The 19,875-nt window shown below is 68.1% G+C and carries 21 protein-coding genes; all 21 read left to right on the forward strand.

What is annotated here, in order from left to right; translation table 11 throughout:
• Nucleotides 1-245 precede the first annotated feature (245 nt).
• The 21 genes from ACVOME_RS16205 (at nt 246) to ACVOME_RS16305 (ending at nt 19,745) form a co-directional block, all read left to right on the forward strand.
• Complete coding sequence (locus tag ACVOME_RS16205; protein WP_481505285.1) at nt 246-1,643, forward strand: cytochrome ubiquinol oxidase subunit I; 1,398 nt, start codon at nt 246-248, stop codon at nt 1,641-1,643.
• Nucleotide 1,644: 1 nt separating this feature from the next.
• A complete protein-coding gene (cydB, locus tag ACVOME_RS16210; RefSeq protein WP_065174269.1) occupies nt 1,645-2,658 on the forward strand; it encodes a cytochrome d ubiquinol oxidase subunit II in 1,014 nt (337 codons plus the stop codon).
• 214 nt (nt 2,659-2,872) lie between these two features.
• Nucleotides 2,873-3,616: a beta-ketoacyl synthase chain length factor gene (locus ACVOME_RS16215; RefSeq protein ID WP_197600220.1), complete on the forward strand. Its 744-nt coding sequence runs from the start codon at nt 2,873-2,875 to the stop codon at nt 3,614-3,616.
• On the forward strand, nt 3,609-4,406 hold the full coding sequence (locus ACVOME_RS16220; RefSeq protein ID WP_053518128.1) for a lysophospholipid acyltransferase family protein: 798 nt from the start codon (nt 3,609-3,611) through the stop codon (nt 4,404-4,406). Before ACVOME_RS16215 ends, ACVOME_RS16220 begins: the two co-directional genes overlap by 8 nt.
• Entirely contained in the window at nt 4,393-4,650 is a 258-nt protein-coding gene (locus tag ACVOME_RS16225; protein WP_053518072.1) for a phosphopantetheine-binding protein, read from the forward strand. The genes ACVOME_RS16220 and ACVOME_RS16225 overlap by 14 nt, the downstream gene beginning before the upstream one ends.
• A 17-nt stretch (nt 4,651-4,667) precedes the next feature.
• The gene (locus ACVOME_RS16230; protein ID WP_053518073.1) at nt 4,668-4,925 is read left to right on the forward strand and encodes an acyl carrier protein; all 258 of its coding nucleotides are present in this window, start codon (nt 4,668-4,670) and stop codon (nt 4,923-4,925) included.
• 22 nt (nt 4,926-4,947) lie between these two features.
• Nucleotides 4,948-5,499 (forward strand): COG4648 family protein, encoded by a 552-nt coding sequence (locus ACVOME_RS16235; protein ID WP_053518075.1) that lies wholly within the window; start codon nt 4,948-4,950, stop codon nt 5,497-5,499.
• Nucleotides 5,492-7,177 (forward strand): ApeI family dehydratase, encoded by a 1,686-nt coding sequence (locus ACVOME_RS16240; protein ID WP_459040595.1) that lies wholly within the window; start codon nt 5,492-5,494, stop codon nt 7,175-7,177. The genes ACVOME_RS16235 and ACVOME_RS16240 overlap by 8 nt, the downstream gene beginning before the upstream one ends.
• On the forward strand, nt 7,167-7,937 hold the full coding sequence (locus ACVOME_RS16245; RefSeq protein ID WP_053518077.1) for a glycosyltransferase family 2 protein: 771 nt from the start codon (nt 7,167-7,169) through the stop codon (nt 7,935-7,937). The genes ACVOME_RS16240 and ACVOME_RS16245 overlap by 11 nt, the downstream gene beginning before the upstream one ends.
• Before the next feature lies 1 nt (nt 7,938).
• Complete coding sequence (locus ACVOME_RS16250) at nt 7,939-8,880, forward strand: LpxL/LpxP family acyltransferase (protein WP_481505286.1); 942 nt, start codon at nt 7,939-7,941, stop codon at nt 8,878-8,880.
• Nucleotides 8,870-10,420, forward strand: coding sequence for an HAL/PAL/TAL family ammonia-lyase (locus ACVOME_RS16255; RefSeq protein WP_065181425.1), 1,551 nt, complete (start codon nt 8,870-8,872; stop codon nt 10,418-10,420). Before ACVOME_RS16250 ends, ACVOME_RS16255 begins: the two co-directional genes overlap by 11 nt.
• A complete protein-coding gene (locus ACVOME_RS16260) occupies nt 10,413-10,829 on the forward strand; it encodes an acyl-CoA thioesterase (protein ID WP_414488004.1) in 417 nt (138 codons plus the stop codon). Before ACVOME_RS16255 ends, ACVOME_RS16260 begins: the two co-directional genes overlap by 8 nt.
• Nucleotides 10,826-11,455: an outer membrane lipoprotein carrier protein LolA gene (locus ACVOME_RS16265; RefSeq protein ID WP_065174273.1), complete on the forward strand. Its 630-nt coding sequence runs from the start codon at nt 10,826-10,828 to the stop codon at nt 11,453-11,455. The genes ACVOME_RS16260 and ACVOME_RS16265 overlap by 4 nt, the downstream gene beginning before the upstream one ends.
• Nucleotides 11,448-13,802, forward strand: a complete 2,355-nt coding sequence (locus ACVOME_RS16270) for an MMPL family transporter (protein WP_481505287.1) — start codon at nt 11,448-11,450, stop codon at nt 13,800-13,802. The genes ACVOME_RS16265 and ACVOME_RS16270 overlap by 8 nt, the downstream gene beginning before the upstream one ends.
• A 52-nt stretch (nt 13,803-13,854) precedes the next feature.
• Nucleotides 13,855-15,105: an NAD(P)/FAD-dependent oxidoreductase gene (locus ACVOME_RS16275; RefSeq protein WP_053518086.1), complete on the forward strand. Its 1,251-nt coding sequence runs from the start codon at nt 13,855-13,857 to the stop codon at nt 15,103-15,105.
• The gene (locus tag ACVOME_RS16280) at nt 15,105-15,650 is read left to right on the forward strand and encodes a DUF3261 domain-containing protein (RefSeq protein WP_227255475.1); all 546 of its coding nucleotides are present in this window, start codon (nt 15,105-15,107) and stop codon (nt 15,648-15,650) included. Before ACVOME_RS16275 ends, ACVOME_RS16280 begins: the two co-directional genes overlap by 1 nt.
• The gene (locus tag ACVOME_RS16285) at nt 15,647-16,831 is read left to right on the forward strand and encodes a beta-ketoacyl-[acyl-carrier-protein] synthase family protein (protein WP_346475359.1); all 1,185 of its coding nucleotides are present in this window, start codon (nt 15,647-15,649) and stop codon (nt 16,829-16,831) included. The genes ACVOME_RS16280 and ACVOME_RS16285 overlap by 4 nt, the downstream gene beginning before the upstream one ends.
• Complete coding sequence (locus ACVOME_RS16290) at nt 16,828-17,283, forward strand: hotdog family protein (RefSeq protein ID WP_065174277.1); 456 nt, start codon at nt 16,828-16,830, stop codon at nt 17,281-17,283. Before ACVOME_RS16285 ends, ACVOME_RS16290 begins: the two co-directional genes overlap by 4 nt.
• Complete coding sequence (locus tag ACVOME_RS16295; RefSeq protein WP_053518094.1) at nt 17,280-18,011, forward strand: 3-ketoacyl-ACP reductase FabG2; 732 nt, start codon at nt 17,280-17,282, stop codon at nt 18,009-18,011. The genes ACVOME_RS16290 and ACVOME_RS16295 overlap by 4 nt, the downstream gene beginning before the upstream one ends.
• Nucleotides 18,011-19,249 carry a beta-ketoacyl-ACP synthase gene (locus ACVOME_RS16300; RefSeq protein WP_065174278.1) on the forward strand — a complete coding sequence of 413 codons (1,239 nt, stop codon included), beginning with the start codon at nt 18,011-18,013 and terminating at the stop codon, nt 19,247-19,249. The genes ACVOME_RS16295 and ACVOME_RS16300 overlap by 1 nt, the downstream gene beginning before the upstream one ends.
• A 55-nt stretch (nt 19,250-19,304) precedes the next feature.
• Nucleotides 19,305-19,745, forward strand: a complete 441-nt coding sequence (locus ACVOME_RS16305; protein WP_053518098.1) for a hypothetical protein — start codon at nt 19,305-19,307, stop codon at nt 19,743-19,745.
• The last annotated feature ends 130 nt before the right edge of the window (nt 19,746-19,875 follow it).

Raw genomic sequence — 19,875 nt, forward strand, 5'->3', positions numbered from 1 at the left:
CGGGTGTGTGTTTGCGTCCGGGGGGGCCCCCGGCGCGGGCGCGCCCGCGCCGTAGTCGGTCCCCGGCGGCCGCCGCCCGCCCCCCCCCCCCCGCGGATCGGCGCCGGCAGGTCATGGGGCGCGGCCATGCCCGGCGGCTTCCCCTGCGACAGAGTGAAGCAGCGCGTCACCCGGTCGCATCCCGGCGTAACGAAATATTCCTAAAGTGGTCCGGTATCCCACCGGTCGCAGGCAGGAGGCGTCCCTTGGACGCGTTGTTGTTGTCCCGGATCCAGTTCGGATTCGTCATCAGTTTCCATGTGCTGTTCCCGGCCTTCACCATTGGCACGGCCAGCTGGCTGGCCTTCGTCGAATGGCGCTGGCTGCGTACCCGTCTCCCGGTCTGGCGGGAGCTGTACTTCTTCTGGCAGAAGATCTTCGCCGTATCGTTCGGCATGGGCGTGGTCAGCGGCATCGTCATGGCCTTCCAGTTCGGCACCCACTGGCCGCGCCTGAGCGAGGTGGCCGGTACCGTCATCGGCCCGCTGCTGACCTACGAGGTACTGACCGCGTTCTTCCTGGAAGCCAGCTTCCTGGGCGTGATGATGTTCGGCTGGGGCCGGGTTTCGCCGCGCCTGCATTTCCTGTCCACCTGCATGGTGGCGCTGGGCACGCTGTTCTCCACGTTCTGGATCCTGTCGTCCAACAGCTGGCTGCACACCCCGGCCGGCTACGAGATGGTCAATGGCATCGTGCATCCGGTGGACTGGTGGCAGGTGGTGTTCAACCCGTCGTTCCCGTACCGGCTGGCGCACATGGCGCTGGGCTCGTTCATCACCACCTGCTTCGTGATCGGCGGCGTGGGTGCGTGGTACCTGCGCAGGGGAACGCACGTGGAGGCGGGCCGGCGCATGCTGATCGCGGCCGTGGCGTTTGCGGCGCTGACCGTGCCGGTGCAGATCTTCGTCGGCGACATGCATGGCCTGAACACCCTCAAGCACCAGCCGATGAAGATCGCGGCGGTGGAAGCGCACTGGCATGAATCCGGCGAAGGCGAGGGCGTGCCGCTGGTGGTATTCGCGCTGCCCAACGAAAAGCACGAGCGCAACGACTTCGAAGTCGCCATTCCGAAGCTGGGCAGCGTGATCCTGACCCATTCGCTGGACGGCACCTTCGATCCGCTGACTTCGGTACCGGCCAGTGAACGGCCACCGGTGACGCCGGTGTTCTTCGCCTTCCGCATCATGGTTGGACTGGGCACGCTGATGCTGCTGCTGGCATGGGTGTCGGCGTTCCAGCTGTGGCGGAGGAAGCTGCTGGATTCGCCGTGGCTGCTGCGCGGCTGGAACTGGATGTTGCCGAGCGGCTTCATCGCGCTGCTCTCCGGCTGGTTCGTCACCGAGATGGGGCGGCAGCCGTGGGTGGTCTACGGCGTGCTGCGTACTGCCGATGCGGTCGGCCCGCAGAGCGCATGGATGACCGCGCTGTCGCTGGGGGTCTACGTCGTCGGCTACGCCTTCGTCTTCGGCTGGGGCATCTGGTACCTGGTGAAGATCCTGCGCCATGGACCGCAGCCCCACGACCAGGGGCCCTCGCTGGACCACGGCAGCCACACCCCGGCACGGCCGCTGTCCGCCGCCGACGAACCGCTGGAGGAGCGCTGACATGGACCTGGTGACCTGGCTGCCGGTGGCGTGGTTCGCGGTGATCGGCTTCGGCGTACTGATGTACGTGGTGCTGGACGGGTTCGTGCTGGGCATCGGCATCCTTGCGCCGTTCGCCGAGGACGAGGAGCAGCTCGACCTGATGATGAACACGGCTGCGCCCATCTGGGACGGCAACGAGACGTGGCTGGTGCTGGGCGGCGCCGGCCTGCTGGCGGCGTTCCCCAAGGCCTATGCAGTGCTGTTGTCGGCGCTGTATCTGCCGGTGCTGCTGCTGGTGGTGGCACTGGTGTTCCGCGGCGTGGCCTTCGAATTCCGCTTCAAGGCGCATCGCTCGCGGAGGCTGTGGAGCGTGGCGTTCGCGCTCGGCTCGCTGCTGGCCACGTTCGCCCAGGGCGTGATCCTGGGCGCGCTGGTGCAGGGGCTGCCCCTGGTGGACGGGGTCTACCACGGCGGTGCGTTTGCCTGGTTCAGCCCGTTTGCGATGCTCACCGGCGCGGCGCTGGTCGCCGGTTACGCATTGCTGGGCAGCACCTGGCTGATCCTGAAGACGGAAGGGCGCGTGCAGGCGCTGGCGCGGCAGCTGACACGGCCGCTGGTGGTGGCGGTGATCGCAGCGATGGGCCTGGTCAGCAGCTGGCTGCCGTTCCTGGACTCGCGGTTGATGGCGCGCTGGTTCAGTGACGGCAACTTCTGGTGGCTGTCACCGGTGCCGTTGCTGACCCTGGCGGTGGCCGCTGCGTTGTGGCGCAGCGCCACGCATCCACGCCGCGACCTGCCGCCGTTCCTGCTCAGCCTGGCGCTGTTCATTCTCGGCTTCCTGGGCCTGGTGCTGGGCATGTGGCCGTACCTGCTGCCGCCCTCGATGACGTTGTGGCAGGCAGCAGCACCGGCGTCCTCGCTCGGCTTCACCCTGGTCGGGCTGGTCATTCTGCTGCCGGTCATCCTCGGCTATACGGCGTGGTCGTACCGGGTATTCCGCGGCAAAGTGCAGGCCGGAGCCGGTTACCACTGAGCAATGGCGTGCGGGGCCACAGGTGCCGGCCCCGTGTTGTGCAATGTGAAACCTGCACACCCTGCGCAGGACGTGCTAGCGTGCGCTCCTTTCCGGCCGCCAGGGAGGCAGCCGGCGACGTCCTGGACGGACGCACGGCTGCAGGGACGGGGGGCCGCCGCGCGTCGCCATAATGGCTCGTGCCATCGTTCTCCTGATGAAGCACCATCGCTAGATGATCGAATTCTCCATCGTCGACTGGGCTGCCTGGGCACCTGGCCTGAGCGAGCGCAGCCAGTGGCTGAGCTGGGCTGACGCACCCTTCCTGCCACAGGGCGAGGGCACGCCGGCGCTGTCCGAGGTGCCCGCGATGCAGCGCCGCCGCATCGAGCGGCTGGGGCGGATGGCGATCCAGACGGCCTGCTGGTGCGAGGATGGCCAAGGGGCCGACAGCCAGGTACCGCTGGTGTTTGCCAGCCGCCATGGTGATGTGGCGCGCTCGATGGACCTGCTCGGGGCGCTGGTGAACGAGCAGCCCCTGTCGCCCACCGGATTCGGCCTGTCGGTCCATAACGCGATCGCTGCGCTGTACTCGATCGCTCGTGGCCATCGCGGCAACTATCTGGCGCTGGCTGCCGGCCAGGCGACGGTGGAGGCCGCCTGCCTGGAGGCCGCCGGTCTGCTGGCCGATGGCGCCCGCGAAGTGCGGGTGGTGGTCTACGAGTCGCCATTGCCCGAAGTTTACGCGACGTTCGCCGACGAACCCGACCCGTTCTTCGCTTGGTGCTGGCGTGTAGTGGCGCCGACACAGGCGCTGCCGACGCTGTCGCTGCAGTGGGATGGCGCGCCGACCCCGGTTACCGCCGCACCCGGCCTGTTGCCGCACGCGTTGGACCTGCACCGCTTCCTGCTCGCGGGCGCGCCGGCGCTGGAACACGTTGCCAATGGCCAGCGCTGGCGCTGGAGCCGCCGTGGCTGAGGCACTGCGCCGCCTCGATCTTGCCTGGCGGGTGGTGGGCACCGGCCTGAGTTTTGCTGCGTTCGGCATCGGCGGACTGCTGCTGGGCGCCGTGGTGATGCCGGTCCTGCTGCTGATGCGTGATCCGGTGGCCCGCCGCCGTCGCGCCCGCCGCGTGGTGCAGGTGGCGTTCGCCAGCCACCTGCGGCTGATGCGCGGGCTCGGGGTGATGACCTATGAGATCGAAGGGCGCGAGCGCCTGCAGCGCGACGGCCTGCTGGTCCTGGCCAACCACCCCACCCTGATCGACGTGGTCTGCCTGGTCTCGCTGCTGCCCAATGCCGACTGCGTGGTCAAACGGGCGGTGGCCCGCAACCCGTTCATGCGGGGCCCGGTCCGGGCCGCCGGCTACATTTCCAATGACGACGGGGCCGGCCTGGTCGATGACTGCGTGGCCGCGGTACGGGCCGGCGGCAGCCTGGTCATCTTCCCGGAAGGGACCCGCAGCGTGCCCGGCCAGTCGCCGAGGCTTCAGCGTGGGGCCGCCAATATCGCCGTCCGCGGCCGGCTGGACATCACGCCGGTGCGGATCACCTGTACCCCGCCAACCCTGAGCAAAGGGCAGAAATGGTATCGTGTGCCCTCACGTCGCTTTCACGTTCGGCTGCAGATCGGCGAAGATATCCCGATCGCGCCATTCCTGGCCGAAGACGACGCGCCAAGGGGGGATGCCTTGGCAGCACGCCGCGTCACCGAGCACCTTTCTCGTTATTTCGACCTGTCTGGAGATTCGACCCGTGCAAGCACTTGAGCACGAGATCAAGGAATTGATCATTTCCTCGCTTTCACTGGAGGACATCACGCCGGAGGACATCGATCCGACTGCGCCGCTGTTCGTCGAGGGCCTGGGCCTGGATTCGATCGACGCTCTGGAACTGGGCCTGGCGCTGCAGAAGAAGTACGGTGTGAGCCTGTCGTCCGACTCGGAAGAGACCCGGCGCCATTTCTCCAGCGTGCGCGCGCTCGGCGAGTTCGTCGCCGCCCGCCAGTCGTAACGGCGCCAGGAGCTGCCATGACCAAGAATGAACTGTTCGAACGCATCGTCAACATCCTGACCGACAGCTTCGAGATCGAACCGGCCCGGATCACCCCCGAGGCACGTCTCTATGACGACCTGGACATCGACAGCATCGATGCGGTCGACCTGATCGTGCAGCTCAAGCCGCTGCTCGGCCGCAACCTGCAGCCGGAAGCGTTCAAGGCCGTGCGCACCGTGCAGGACATCGTGGATGTCGTGCACCGGCTGCTGCCGGACCAGGCAGCAGCCTGACCGCAGCGCGGGCGGCTCCGCCTTGGCACGCGCGCGTACGGTCGTGGTGGCGGCGATTTCGCTGGCCTACCCGCTGCTCGTCTACCTGGCGATGGGCCGCTTCGAGCCGCGCTGGCTGGCACTGCTGCTGTTCACCCTGGCATTGCTGCGTGCCCTGAGCACGCGCCAGCCGCTGTGGTGGGCTGCTGCAGCCGGTACCGGACTGCTGGCGGTGCTGGCCACCGTGCTCAACCAGGCGCTGCCGCTGAAGCTGTACCCAGCGCTGGTGAACGTGGTGATGCTGTGCGTGTTCGCCATCAGCCTGCGGTTCGGGCCGCCGCTGGTGGAGCGCCTGGCGCGGCTGCAGGAGCCGGACCTGCCACCGTTCGCGGTGGCCTATACCCGCCGCGTCACCCAGGTGTGGTGCGGCTTCTTCGTTCTCAACGGCAGTCTGGCCCTGCTCACCGCGCTGTACGCATCGGATCGGGTCTGGATGCTCTACAACGGATTGTTGGCGTACGTGATGATGGGCGTATTGTTCGCAGGCGAATGGCTGGTGCGGCGACGGGTGAAGGCGGCGCACGCCCATGGCTGAGTGGATTGCCCTGGACCGGCTGCTGCGGGATGCGCGGCCGCAGCGTGCTGTCGGCATCCGCGATGGCGAAGTGGTCGACCATCAGCAATTCCGCCAGCGCGTAGTGGCCTGGCGTACGGCGTTTGCCGCCACTGACGGCCGTGACTGGGCGCTGTACTTCGATGATGCCGTGTCGTTCGCCGAGGCGCTGTTCGGCGCCTGGCACGCCGGCAAGCGGGTGTTCCTGGCCGCCGACAACCTGCCCGCCACGCTGCAGGCCCTGCAGCCGCAGGTAAGCGGTTTTGCCGGTGACGTTTCCCGTGATTACCGGCCACTGATGATGGCGGCCGCCGGTGCGCAGGTCGAGCTGGATGCGTTGGACGAGCATGCCTGCGAGCTGTGCGTGTTCACGTCGGGCAGCACCGGCGAACCCACTGCGATCGACAAGCGCCTGGACCAGCTGGCGCGCGAGGTCGATGCGTTGCAGGCCGCGTTCGGCGCACAGCTGGAAGGCGCGCAGGTGCATGGCACGGTGTCGCACCAGCACATCTACGGCCTGCTGTTCCGCGTGCTGTGGCCGCTGGCCGCCGGTCGCCTGATCCATCCGCGGCGGTTCTTCCATGAGGATCTGGTCGCTGCGCTGGCGGGCACGCAGACGGTGCTGGTGGCGACCCCGGCGCACCTCAAGCGCCTGCCTGCGCAGCTGGATTGGGCCAGCCTGCAGGGCCACCTGCGCGCTGTGTTCTCCTCTGGCGGCCCGCTGCCGGAAGAGGCAGCGCGGCAGGTGCGGCAATGGATGGCAGTCGCACCGACCGAGGTCTACGGCAGCAGCGAGACCGGCGGCATCGCCTGGCGTCGCTGGGATACCGATCTTCCGCCCTGGCAGCCGCTTCCGGGGGTGCAGTGGAGAATCGAGGGAGGCTGCCTGGCGGTGGCTTCACCCCATCTGCAGAGCCGCGACTGGTGGTGCACGCAGGATCGGGTGGAAGCGCTGGCCGAGGGGTGCTTCCGCCTGCTCGGCCGCGCCGACCGCATCGTCAAGATCGAAGAGCGCCGCGTTTCGCTCGATGCGCTGGAACGTGCGTTGCGCGACGACGCGGACGTCGATGACGTGCGCGTGCTGGTGCTGCCCGGCCAGCGCGAGCAGCTGGCGGCCGTGGTGGTGCCGGCCGATGCGGCACTGCTTGATGCCGATGATGCCGCGCGCCGCGCGCTGGGCCAGCGGCTGGCCGCGCGCCTTGCACGGAGCCATGACGCCGTGACCCGTCCGCGCCGCTGGCGGCTGGTACCCACGCTGCCGGTGAATGCGCAGGGCAAGGTGACCCAGGCCGCGCTGGTGGCCCTGTTCCAGCCGTCGATGCCGGTGCCGGTATGGGATCGGCGCGAGGCGGCCAGCGCTACCCTGCGCATGACCCTGGACCCGGCGCTGCGCCCGTTCCAGGGACATTTCCCGCAGGCCGCGATCCTGCCCGGCGTGGCCCAGGTGGACTGGGCGGTGCGCTTTGCCCGGCAGGCCTTTGCGATGCCGGAGGGGTTCGTGCGCATGGATGCGGTGAAGTTCCAGCATGTGGCGCGTCCGGGCGACGAGCTGACGCTGCATCTGGACTGGGATACCGCACGCAACGTGCTGGTCTTCCGCTATGCCTCCGTGCATGGCGTACACGCCAGTGGCAGGATGGTCTTCGCCGATGCGCAGTGATCCGGCCGATGCCGGTGCCGCGTTCGCGCCACTGGTGGTGATTCCCGTCTACGACCACGAACATGCTGTCGCCGCGGTGGTCGATGGCGTGCAGCGCGCTGGCCTGCCCTGCCTGCTTGTGGACGATGGCTCGCATGCATCATGTGCTTCGGTGCTGCAGGCGCTGGCACAGCGTGAAGGGGTCGATCTGCTGCGTCTGCCGGTCAACCAGGGCAAGGGTGGGGCGATGCTGGCGGGCTTCGCCGAGGCCGCAAGGCGGGGCTGCAGCCACGTGCTGCAGATCGATGCCGACGGCCAGCATGACACCGGCGACCTGCCGCGCTTCATCGCGGCCGCGCGTGCGCGGCAGGACGCGGTGATCTGCGGCATTCCCGCCTACGACGCCAGTGTGCCCAAGGCCCGCCTGTACGGTCGCTACGCAACGCATGTCTGGGTCTGGATCAACACGCTGTCGCTGCATCTGCGCGACACCATGTGCGGTTTCCGTGTCTATCCACTGCCTCCGGTGCTGCGCCTGATGGGCGAAGAGACCATCGGCCGGCGCATGGATTTCGATACCGAAGTGATGGTGCGGCTGTACTGGCGGCAGGTGCCGGTGGAACATCTGGCGACGCGGGTGACCTATCCGGCAGACGGTGTCTCGCATTTCGATGTGTGGCGCGACAACGTACGCATCAGCCGCATGCATGCGCGCCTGTTCTTTGGCATGCTCCGGCGCGCACCGCGCCTGCTCTGGCGCCGCCTGCAGGGGCAGGGCTGAGATGGCCGCCCCCCAAGGTGCGCCGCACTGGGCCGACATCGGTGAATCCACATCGGTGGCCGGCGTGTTGTTCCTGTGCTGGGTGCATCGGTGGTTCGGGCGCTGGCCGTTCCGCCTGTGCGTGTGGCCGGTGGTGCTCTGCCACTGGCTGGGCAACCGCGTGGCCCGGCAGGCATCACTGCAGTATCTACAGCACTTGCAGGCACACAGTGGCGCGCTGGGCCGCGAGCCGACGCGGCGCGACAGCCTGCGCCATTTCTTCGCGTTCGCCGACACCCTGCTGGACAAGATCCTCGGCCTGGGCGGACGCTATCCGCCCGAGCGCATCCAGCTGCGGCGCGATCTGGTGCTGGACAGGATCGCACGCCGCGAAGGCGGGCTGATCCTGACCGCCCACATCGGCTGCCTGGAGTTGTGCCAGGTGCTGGCCGAACAGGTGCCGGGGTTCCGCATCACCGTGCTGGTGCACACCGCGCACGCGCAGCGCTTCAACCGCCTGCTGCAGCGGTTGGACCCGCTGGCAACGGTGGAACTGGTGCAGGTCACCGCGATGGGGCCGGCCACGGCGATGATGCTGTCCGAGCGCGTGGCTGCCGGTGGCTTCGTGGCCATCGTCGGCGACCGCACGCCAGTGCAGGGTGGACGCAGCGTCACCGCGGATTTTCTCGGCCACCGTGCCCCGTTCCCCATCGGTGCCTACGTGCTGGCGGCGGCACTGGGCTGCCCGGTGTACACCATGGCCTGCCTGCATGAAGGCCAGGGGTACCGGGTCGCCTTCGAGCAGTTCGCCGATCGCATCGTGCTGCCGCGTGGCTCGCGGGACGCGGCACTGGCAGGGCAGGCGCAGCGTTTCGCGCAGTGGCTCGAACTGCAGGTCATCCAGTCCCCGCTGGACTGGTTCAATTTCTTCCCCTTCTGGGATCAGGCTCCGCATGACGACTGACGCCGTACCCGTGTGCCGCTTTGGCGACGCACCGTTGACCATCGAAGACGTGGTGGCGCTGGCCCATCGCCAGTGCGAGGCCGCGCTGAGCGAGGCCCCGGCCTTTCGTGCCCACATCCAGCGCGGTGCCGATTTTCTCGACCGCCTGCTGCGCGAGGACGGGGTGATCTACGGCGTGACGACCGGCTACGGCGATTCGTGCACGGTGAACATCCCGCCGGCGCTGGTGGCCGAGTTGCCGCACCACCTGTACACCTACCATGGCTGCGGACTGGGCCGTTACCTGGACCCGGCCGAGACCCGCGCAGTGCTGGCTGCCCGTCTGGCGTCGCTGGTGCGTGGCATGTCCGGTGTCAGCGTAGCCCTGCTGGAAGGCCTGGCCACACTGTTGCGGCATGACGTGCTGCCGATGATCCCGGCGGAGGGATCGGTCGGCGCCAGCGGTGACCTGACGCCGCTGTCATACGTGGCGGCGGTGCTGTGCGGCGAGCGCGAGGTCCTGCACGATGGCCGCGTGCAACCGGCTGCCGGAGTACTGGCGAGCATCGGCATGGTCCCGCTGAAGCTGCGGCCGAAGGAAGGCCTTGCGATCATGAACGGCACTGCGGTGATGACCGGCCTGGCCTGCCTGGCCTGGCAGCGTGCCGACTACCTGGCGCGCCTGGCCACCCGCCTGACCGCATTCAACGTGCTGGCCAGCGACGGCAACGCGCACCATTTCGACGAGACCCTGTTCGCGGCCAAGCCGCATCCGGGCCAGGCCCGCATCGCCGCACGGCTGCGCCGCGACCTGCACAGCGAACGGCCGCCGCGCAACGAACAGCGCCTGCAGGATCGTTACTCGCTGCGGTGCGCCCCGCACGTGATCGGCGTGCTGGAAGACAGCCTGCCCTTCCTGCGGCAGCTGATCGAAACCGAGCTGAACAGCGCCAACGACAACCCGCTGATCGATGCCGACGGCGAGCGCATCCTGCACGGCGGCCACTTCTACGGCGGCCATATCGCACTGGCAATGGACACGCTGAAGAACACCGTGGCCAACCTTGCCGACCTGCTCGACCGGCAGCTGGCGCTGGTGGTGGATGCGCGATACAACCACGGCCTGCCCGCCAATCTGTCGGCGGCTACCGGCCCGCGGGCAGCAATCAACCACGGGCTGAAGGCACTGCAGATCAGCGTCTCGGCGTGGACCGCCGAAGCGTTGAAGCAGACCCTTCCGGCCAGTGTGTTCTCGCGCTCGACCGAATGCCACAACCAGGACAAGGTCAGCATGGGCACCATCGCCGCGCGCGACTGCCTGCGTGTGATCGAACTGACTGAACAGGTGGTGGCAGCGATGCTGATCGCCGCCCGCCAGGGCCTGGCACTGCGCGAGCGGGTTGGCCTGAACGCGCAGCTGCATGGCAGTCTGGCCGACATGTATGTGGACCTGGGGCAGCGCATCGCGCTGGTCGAGGAAGACCGCGCGCTGGATCGCGAACTGCGGGAGCTGCTGGTGGAGATCCGCGCGCAACGTTGGGAACTGTATTCCGGTGAATGACCTGGTCTGTGAAATCGAGCTGCGCCCCGCCTTCCACGACTGCGATCCGATGAACGTGGTCTGGCATGGCAACTACTTCAAGTATCTGGAGATCGCCCGGTGTGCGCTGCTGCAGCGCCACGACTACGACTACCCGCAGATGCTCGCATCGGGCTACCTGTGGCCGGTGGTCGACGCGCGCGTGAAATACGTGCGGCCGCTGCTGTTCAACCAGCGGCTGCTGGTGCGTGCACGCATCGTCGAATGGGAGAACCGGCTGAAGATCGACTACGAGATCCTGGATGCGGAGAGCGGCCAGGTGGCCACCCGGGCCATGACCATCCAGGTCGCGGTGGATGCCGCCAGCAAGGAGATGCTGTACCAATGCCCGCCGGTACTGTGGGAACGTCTGGGAGTGCCCGCGCCATGAACATGCTCGCCCGTCTTCCAGGCGTGCTGCTGTGCGCGCTGCTGCTGGTGGCCGCACCGCGTGTACAGGCGGCCGATCCTGCCGTCGACGCGATCACCCAGGCGGTGGCGCGTCCGGAGGTGCTGCGTGGCCAGTTCAGCCAGGAAAAGCAGGTCAGTGGCTTCAGGAATCCGCTGCGCTCGCACGGCCGGTTCGTGGTCGCGCGCCAGCACGGTGTGATCTGGACCACGCTCACGCCGTTCCCCTCCGAGGTGGTGGTCACCGCCGACCGCATCCTCAGCCGCCAGCGCGATGGCAGCACCCGCGTTGAACTCGATGCACGGCAGCAGCCGGCGATGCGCTCGGTGAATGCGATCATGTTCGCGCTGATGAGTGGCGACGTGCAGGCACTCTCCGGTCAGTTCAACGTGGCGGCCAGCCGTGAAGGGCAGGGCTGGCGCCTGCGTTTGACACCGAAGTCGGCGATGCTGGCCAAGGCCTTCGAGTCGCTGACGCTGCAGGGTGACCGCTATGTGCGCCAGGTCGAGATCGTCGAGGCGAACAAGGACCGCACGCAGATCCAGTTCAGCGCGTTGAGTGAAGCCCCCGCCACGCTGAACCCCGACGAGGCGCGCCGCTTTGAGTGACGCCGTGGCGTTGAACGCACCGGACCGGTTGCGGCGTTGGTGGCATTGGCTGGGCATCGCCTGGCTGGTGTTGCTGCTGGTACTGGGCGTGCAGCAGTGGCGCCTGTGGAGCCAGGAACCGCGGATCGATACCGACATCCTCGCGCTGTTGCCGCAGGATGCACATGACCGCCTGTTGAGCGATGTCACCCGGCGCATCGCCGATGGCAGTTCGCGGCAGGTGGTGGTGCTGCTCGGCAGCCAGGATGGCGCCGCCGCCAAGCGGGCGCAGGCCGCGTTCGCTGCGGCCATGGCTGGAGATGCCGAGAGCGCTTTGCTGGTGCCCAGTGGGTCCATTGAAGGCTGGTTCGACGAGGCGCGTGCGTTCTACGCGCCGTATCGCGACCGCCTGCTGACCCCGGCCCAGCGTGACCAGCTGCAGAGCACGGAAACCGGTGCGCTGGCCGAACAGGCACTCGCCGCGCTGTACGGGCCGATGGGTGCGCCGCGGCTCACCGAATGGCGGCAGGATCCGCTGTCATTGTGGCCGCAGTGGTGGCAACAGCAGGCGCAGGGTTCGGGCTTGCGGCTGGGTGATAATGGCCTGCTTGAAGCCGAGGGCAAGCATTGGGCGGCGCTGCAGTTCGATACGCCGGGTTCGGCGTTCCAGCTCGATGGCGAGCGCCATCTTGATGGCCTGCTGGAGCGGGCCGGGAAGGCGGCCAGGGCCGCAGCGCCCGAGCTGGAAATCCTGCATGCCGGCGTGCCGCTGCACGCCGAAGCCGCTGCGGTGCAGGCCAACCGCGAGATCAACACCATCGGTTGGGGCTCACTGGCCGCGGTACTGCTGCTGGTGTGGCTGGCGTTCCGTTCGCTGCGGCCGATCCTGCTGGTGGCCGCGTCGCTGCTGATCGGTTGCGGCGTGGCGCTGGCGGTGACCGTGCTGGTGTTCGGCAAAGTGCACGTGCTGACCCTGGTGTTCGGTGCATCGCTGGTGGGTGTAGCGGAGGACTACGGCATCCACTGGTTTGCGTCGCGCCAGGCCGAACCGGCCGACCGTCGCTGGAAGCTGCTGCGGCATCTGCTGCCCGGCCTGTGGCTGGCGCTGTTGACCAGTGCGCTGGCCTACCTCGCGTTGGGCCTGGCCCCGTTCCCGGGCCTTCGCCAGATGGCGCTGTTCTCGGTGGTGGGCCTGGCAGCAGCGTTCCTCACGGTGATCTTCTGGTTCCCGTGGCTCGACGGTGGCGAGATCCGCCAGACCCGCTTCTCGCACTGGCTGGGCAATACGCTGGAACGTTTCCCGCGCCTGCACGGCCGGCGCCCGGTGGCGATCTTCGTGGTGGCGGCGCTGGCGTTGTCCGCGGTGGGCATCGCGCGCCTGCAGAGCAACGACGACCTGCGCAGCCTGCAGTCGTCTCCACCGGCGCTGATGGCCCAGCAGATCCGCCTGAGCCAGCTGCTGGGCATGCCCAGCCCGGCACAGTTCTACCTGGTGCAGGGCAGCGATGCCGCCCAGCTGTTGCAGCGCGAAGAGGCGTTGACCGAACGCTTGCGCGTACTGGCCGATGACAAGCGCATTGGTGGCTACCGCGCGATCAGTGACTGGCTGCCATCACCGGCCCGGCAGCAGGCCGATGCTGCGCTGACCGCGAAGGTGGAGCCCGGCGTGCTGTCGGCTGTGTCCGAAGCCGTGGGCGAGCCGCTGCAGCGACCGCAGTTTGCCGCAGCGCCGCTCACCGCCGACGCCTTCCTGGCCTCGCCGGCCTCGCAGCCGTTCCGCCACCTGTGGGTGGGTAAGGTCGGTGGGCAGATGATCAGCGTGGTGATGGTCGATGACCTGTCGCGTGCCGATGCTCTGGCCACGCTGGAACGTGCCGCCGAAGGCCTGCCCGGCGTGCGCTGGGTAGACCGAACCTCCGATTTCTCCACGCTGCTGGGCCACTACCGCAAGCTGATGGGCGGGCTGCTGCTGGTCGGCATCGCATTGGTGTTCGGCGCGCTGTGGCTGCGCTATCGCCGCCAGGCCTGGCGCGTGTTCGCCCCGACCCTGATCGCCGGTGCGCTGACCCTGGGCCTGCTGGGCCTGTTCGGCCAGCCGCTGCAGCTGTTCAACGTGCTGGCGCTGATGCTGCTGCTGGGCATGGGCATCGACTATGGCATCTTCCTGATCGAGCATCGTGGCGACGCCAGTGCATGGCTGGCGGTGTGCGTGGGTGCGGCCAGTACCTGGCTGTCGTTCGGCCTGCTGGGCCTGTCGCAGACTCCGGCGCTGCGCGCGTTCGGCCTGACCCTGCTGTTCGGTATCGGGCTGGTCTGGCTGATCTCGCCGCTGTTCCGGCCGCCGCCGCATGATCTGCCGGCGGCCTGAGTCCGCCTTCGGCTCTTCTTCTCTCCCTCTATCGAGCAACAAGGACGCCCCGATGAGTACTGCTGTGGATGCTGTGGAACGCACCGAAATCCTGATCATCGGCGCCGGACCGGCCGGTTCCGTTGCTGCTGCGATGCTGCGCCGGCAGGGTCGCCAGGTGTTGATGATCGAACGCCAGCACTTCCCGCGTTTCTCGATCGGTGAAAGCCTGCTGCCGCAGAGCATGGAGTACATCGAAGCGGCAGGCCTGTTGCAGGATGTGGTCGAAGCCGGCTTCCAGCACAAGAATGGCGCGGCCTTCGTGCATGGCCAGGCGCGTACCGCATTCGACTTCAGGAAGAAGTTCTCGCCCGGCTGGGGCACCACCTACCAGGTGCAGCGCGCCGACTTCGACAACGTGCTGGCGCGGGGCGCCGAGCGGATGGGTACCACGCTGCGTTTCGGCGACGAGGTGCTGTCGGTCGAGCCGGGCGAGCAGCCTGCCGTCAACGTGCGCCGTCCCGATGGCAGTGAGTACCGCATCGAGGCCGATTTCATCCTCGACGCCTCCGGCTTCGCGCGGTTGCTGCCGCGCCTGCTGGATCTGGAGTCTCCCTCCAATTTCCCGGTGCGTGGCGCGATCTTCTGCCACGTGCGTGACAACATTCCGGCCGAAGCGGACTTCGACCGCAACAAGATCCTCATCACGACCCACCCCGAGCACATCGACGTCTGGTACTGGACGATCCCGTTCTCCAACGGCTGCTGCTCGCTGGGCGTGGTGGCCGAGCCCTCGTTCTTTGATCGCTACGAAGGCGACGACCTGCAGAAGCTGCAGGCCATCGTCGGCGAGGATCCGAACCTGACCCGCCTGCTGGCCAATGCCGAATGGGCGGTGCTGCCGGTACGCCGCATCACGGGCTATTCGGCCAATGTCCGTTCGCTGTGGGGCCCGGGCTATGCGCTGCTTGGCAACGCTGGCGAGTTCCTCGACCCGGTGTTCTCCTCGGGCGTGACCATTGCCTTCAAATCGGCGCAGCTGGCCAGTGAGTGCCTGGCGCGCCGTTATGCCGGGCAGGCTGTGGACTGGGAGGCCGAGTTCTCCGTTCCGCTGCGTGCCGGCGTGAAAACCTTCCGTCGTTTCGTCGAAAGCTGGTACCAGGGCGGCTTCCAGAAGATCATCTACCACCCCGACCCGCAGCCGGACGTGCGCGACATGATCAGTTCCATCCTGGCCGGATACGCCTGGGACACCAACAACCCCTACGTGGCCGACCCCAGCGGCCGTCGCATGCGCGTGCTGGAGGAACTGTGCGGCGCCTGATGGCCCTTTCCGCTGCAGTGCTGCTGTGCCTGCTGCTGGTCGCCTGTGCCGGGCGCATGCCACGCCCGCAGGTGCAGCTGCCACCGCTGCGGCTGTCGCCGGCCAGCCTGCCAGCGCCGCTGGCACTGCAGCAGCAGCTGCATTTCCGGTTCGGCAGCCATGAGCGCGATCTCGATGCGCTGCTCGAAGCCGACGCACAGCAGGTGCGGCTGGCGGTGCAGGCCATGGGCCAGACCGGCGTGCGCCTGCAGTGGGATGGCCGGCAACTGACCCAGCAGCGTGCGCCGTGGTTGCCGCCGCAGGTGCGTGCCGAACGCGTACTGGATGACCTGCAGTTCGCGTTGTGGCCGACCGCGGCGATCGCTGCGGCATTGCCGGCGGGCTGGGAGGTCAGCGATGACGGCCGCCAGCGCAGCCTGTCCCGCAGCGGTACGGTCTGGCTGCAGCTGCGGCGCCTGGACGATGGCAGCGTCCAGCTGGAGAACCGTGCCGAGGGTTACGCCCTGCGCATCGAATCGATCGACATGGCCGGGCAGGCGCGATGAATACACCGATCTACCTGAACGACCTCGGCCTGGTCTGCGCGCTGGGCGAAGGCCGCGGCGCCGTGGCATCGGCGATGTTCGCCGATGCTCCGGGCGGCCTGAGCGACAACGACCGCCTGCTGCCGGGGCGTACCCTGGCGCTGGGTGAAGTGCGCACGCCACTGCCGACGCTGGAAGACCTGCCGGTATCCCTGCGCGGGCGCAACAATGCATTGCTGGAGGTCGCGCTGGCGCAGATCGCGCCTGCGGTGAGCGCGGCCATTGCACGCCATGGCGCTGATCGGGTGGCGGTGGTGCTGGGCACCAGCACCTCCGGCATCGGCGAATCGGAGCAGGCACTGCGGACTCATGCGGAGCAGGGCTGCTGGCCTGAAGGTTTCGATTACGCACAGCAGGAAATGGGCACCACCGCGCAGTTCGTGCGTCAGCGCAGCGGCGCGCAGGGCCCGGCGTGGACCCTGTCCACCGCCTGTTCGTCCAGTGCCAAGGCGCTGATGTCGGCCGCGCGAATGCTGCGTGCCGGCACCGTCGATGCGGTCATCGCCGGGGGTGCCGACTCGCTGTGCCGCTTCACCGTGGCAGGCTTCAATGCGCTCGAATCGGTCTCGGCAGTGCGCTGCAATCCCTTCTCCCAGCATCGTGCCGGCATCAACATCGGCGAGGGCGCTGCGCTGTTCCTGCTGACCCGCGAACCTGGCCCGGTATGCCTGGCCGGATGGGGCGAGTCCGCCGATGCGCATCACATGTCGGCGCCGGATCCGCAGGCCCTTGGCGCCATCGACGCCCTGCAGCAGGCGCTGCATCGTGCCGGCTGGTCGCCCGCCGATGTCGACTACGTGAACCTGCACGGCACTGCCACCGGCCACAACGATGCGATGGAAAGCCTGGCGGTGGCGCAGGTACTGGGCAATGACGTTCCCTGCAGTTCCACCAAGCCACTCACCGGCCACACCCTGGGTGCGTCGGGGGCGATCGAGGCGGCGCTGTGCTGGATCGTGCTTGCCGAGAACTGCCGGCAGCAGTTGCCACCGCACTGGTGGGATGGCATCGCTGATCCCGCTCTGCCGCCGCTGCCGCTGGTGGCGCCGGCCACCTTCCTGGCGCAGCCGCCCCGGCGCGTGCTGAGCAACTCGTTCGCCTTCGGCGGCAGCAACGCCGTGCTGGCACTGGAGCGTGGATGAATACGGTGTATGCCATTGAAGACGTGGTGCCCCACCGGCAGGACATGTGCCTGCTGGAGCGCATCGTGCACTGGGACGAGGACGGCATCGAGGCCGAGCTGGTCGTGCCGGCGAGCGGGCTGTTCGTCGAGGATGGGCAGGTGCCGGCCTGGATCGGCATCGAATACATGGCGCAGGCCATCGCGGCCTGGGCCGGCTGCCGTGCACGCGCTGCCGGCAACCGGCCGCAGCTCGGATTCCTGCTGGGCAGTCGCCGTTATGGCAGCCAGCGCAGCGGTTTTCCGGTGGGCAGCCGCCTTCGCGTGCAGGCGCGCTGCGAGCTGTTGGGCGACAATGGACTGGGGATGTTCGCCTGCCGGATCCTGGCAGGCGACGAAGAATGGGCGACCGCCAACGTGTCGGTGTACGAACCTGCCGACGCGATGGCCTATCTGGAGAGTGGACAGGCATGACAGGGAATCGGAGCGTGCTGGTCACCGGCGCCAGCCGGGGCATCGGCCGGGCCATCGCGCTGCGCGTCGCGCGCGATGGGTTCGACGTAGCCGTGCACTGCCGCAGCCGCGTGGACGAGGCGCAGGCAGTGGTGGACGAAATCCAGGCACTGGGCCGGCAGGCCCGCGTGCTGGCGTTCGATGTGGCCGACCGGGATGCAGCACGCGGCGCATTGGAGGCCGATGTCGAGGCGCACGGCGCGTACTACGGCGTGGTGTGCAATGCCGGCATCGCCCGCGACGGCGCATTTCCTGCGTTGTCGTCCGAAGACTGGGACCAGGTCATCCACACCAACCTGGACGGCTTCTACAACGTGCTGCATCCGCTCATCATGCCGATGGTGCGGCGGCGCCGGCCCGGTCGCATCGTCACCCTGTCGTCGGTGTCCGGGCTGGCCGGCAACCGCGGCCAGGTCAACTACAGCGCGGCCAAGGCCGGCATCATCGGTGCCACCAAGGCGCTGGCGCTGGAGCTGGCGAGCCGCCAGATCACCGTCAACTGCGTGGCCCCGGGCCTGATCGAGACCGAAATGCTCAACGATGAAGTGGTCGAACACGCCCTGAAGCTGATTCCGGCCGGCCGCGTGGGGCATCCCGATGAGGTGGCCGCAACGGTCGCGTTCCTGCTGTCCGAGCCGGCCGGCTACATCACCCGGCAGGTGATCTCGGTCAACGGGGGCATGCTCTGATGGCCGCTGATCGTCGCGTGGTGGTGACCGGTGCCGCTGCCATCAGTCCGCTTGGCCACGACTGGCCCACCATCCACGCGCACCTGCGCAGCTGCCGCAACGCAGTGCGCACCATGCCGGAATGGGACGTCTACGCGGGCCTGAACACCAAGCTGGCCGCGCCCGCGCAGGACTTCACGCTGCCGCCGAACTACAACCGCAAGACCACCCGCTCGATGGGCAAGGTCGCGATCATGTCGGTGCGCGCCACCGAGATGGCCCTGCGCGAGGCCGGCCTGCATGAGCATCCGGTGCTGCGCAGCGGCCGCACCGGCGTGGCCTACGGTTCGTCCTCCGGCAGCCACGAAGCGACCGGCGAGTTCGGCCGCATGCTCAACGAGTTCACCACCGATGGCATCAGTGCCACCACGTACCTGAAAATGATGAGCCATACCGCGCCGGTCAACATCGGCGTGTTCTTCGGCCTGTCCGGGCGTGTCTACACCACCTCCAGCGCCTGCACGTCAGGCAGCCAGGGCGTCGGAGCGGCGTATGAAGCCATCCGCAGCGGCAAGCAGACGGTGATGGTGGCCGGCGGTGCCGAGCAGCTCGACGCCACCGCTGCAGCGGTGTTCGACACCCTGTTCGCCACCAGCGTGCGCAACGATGCGCCGCAGTCGACGCCGCGGCCCTTCGATGCAGGCCGCGACGGCCTGGTACTGGGCGAGGGCGCCTGCACGCTGATCCTGGAGGACATGGAGCACGCCCTCGCACGCGGTGCGTCCATCCTTGCCGAGGTGGTCGGCTACGGAACCAACAGCGACGGCCAGCACGTCACCCAGCCCAGCGCCGACACCATGGCCCAGGCCATGCGCCTGGCCCTGGAGGACGCCGGGCTCGACGCGGCGCGGATCGACTACGTCAACGCCCACGGCACCGCCACCGATCACGGCGACATCGCCGAGACACAGGCCACCGCGCAGGTGTTCGGCAGCCGCGTACCGATCAGCTCGCTGAAGAGCTACGTCGGGCATATGCTCGGCGCGTGCGGAGCGTTCGAAGCCTGGCTGAGCATCGAGATGATGCGTGCCGGCTGGTTCGCGCCGACCCTCAACCTGGCCGAGGTCGATCCGCGCTGCGGCCAGCTGGACTTCATCACCGGGCACGGCCGCGATCTGCAGGCCGAGTACGTGATGAGCAACAACTTCGCCTTCGGCGGCATCAATACCTCGCTGGTATTCCGCCGCTGGAGCGAATGACCCCCGCACCCCATCCGCACCACCCCCAACGCACCCCGGACAAGGAGATGTTTCGATGCGCCGCACCCTGATGATCGCCAGTGCCACCCTTCTGCTGGCTGTGACTGCCACGGCTTCCGCCCGTGACACCCGAGTCGAGCAGTCCCTGCAGGAACTTGTCAGCTCGCAGGCCGCCCGCGATGCCGGCATCGATGGCAGCGTGCGCTTCTATCTGGCCGGGCAGCCGGTCAGCGTGCAGCAGCGTCTGGGTGAAGACGTCACCAACCGGAAGACCAACGCCGCCAACAAGAGCGATGCCGAAGCCTGCCGCTGGGTGGCGCTGTCGGCGCTGCGCGCACTGCAGGACGGCGCCCGCTCGCGTGGCGCCAATGCGGTGGTCGACATCGTCAGCTACTACAAGAAGAACGAGTTCAGGAGCGCGAGCAACTACGAGTGCTGGGCGGGCACGTTCGTGGCCGGCGTCGCCCTGAAGGGCACCTACGCCAAGGTCAAGTAAGCATCCGTGTGGCGGCGGCCGAGGCTGAACGCCGCCGCCACATTGCTGAACCCCGCCGGGGAAACGCCGTCGATCCTGCCGGCATCGTCGGCCGACGGCTTTCCCCGGTGTCGGCTTTCCGACACAATCA

The organism is Stenotrophomonas sp. STEN008 (genome assembly GCF_056760435.1).

Coding starts and splice junctions, on each gene's coding strand:
- ACVOME_RS16230 (WP_053518073.1), top strand. CDS start 4,668: ATGACCAAGAATGAACTGTTCGAACGCATCGTCAACATCCTGACCGAC.
- ACVOME_RS16305 (WP_053518098.1), top strand. CDS start 19,305: ATGCGCCGCACCCTGATGATCGCCAGTGCCACCCTTCTGCTGGCTGTG.
- ACVOME_RS16285 (WP_346475359.1), top strand. CDS start 15,647: ATGAATACACCGATCTACCTGAACGACCTCGGCCTGGTCTGCGCGCTG.
- ACVOME_RS16265 (WP_065174273.1), top strand. CDS start 10,826: ATGAACATGCTCGCCCGTCTTCCAGGCGTGCTGCTGTGCGCGCTGCTG.
- ACVOME_RS16300 (WP_065174278.1), top strand. CDS start 18,011: ATGGCCGCTGATCGTCGCGTGGTGGTGACCGGTGCCGCTGCCATCAGT.
- ACVOME_RS16295 (WP_053518094.1), top strand. CDS start 17,280: ATGACAGGGAATCGGAGCGTGCTGGTCACCGGCGCCAGCCGGGGCATC.
- ACVOME_RS16255 (WP_065181425.1), top strand. CDS start 8,870: ATGACGACTGACGCCGTACCCGTGTGCCGCTTTGGCGACGCACCGTTG.
- ACVOME_RS16215 (WP_197600220.1), top strand. CDS start 2,873: ATGATCGAATTCTCCATCGTCGACTGGGCTGCCTGGGCACCTGGCCTG.
- cydB (WP_065174269.1), top strand. CDS start 1,645: ATGGACCTGGTGACCTGGCTGCCGGTGGCGTGGTTCGCGGTGATCGGC.
- ACVOME_RS16290 (WP_065174277.1), top strand. CDS start 16,828: ATGAATACGGTGTATGCCATTGAAGACGTGGTGCCCCACCGGCAGGAC.
- ACVOME_RS16240 (WP_459040595.1), top strand. CDS start 5,492: ATGGCTGAGTGGATTGCCCTGGACCGGCTGCTGCGGGATGCGCGGCCG.
- ACVOME_RS16250 (WP_481505286.1), top strand. CDS start 7,939: ATGGCCGCCCCCCAAGGTGCGCCGCACTGGGCCGACATCGGTGAATCC.
- ACVOME_RS16245 (WP_053518077.1), top strand. CDS start 7,167: ATGCGCAGTGATCCGGCCGATGCCGGTGCCGCGTTCGCGCCACTGGTG.
- ACVOME_RS16280 (WP_227255475.1), top strand. CDS start 15,105: ATGGCCCTTTCCGCTGCAGTGCTGCTGTGCCTGCTGCTGGTCGCCTGT.
- ACVOME_RS16275 (WP_053518086.1), top strand. CDS start 13,855: ATGAGTACTGCTGTGGATGCTGTGGAACGCACCGAAATCCTGATCATC.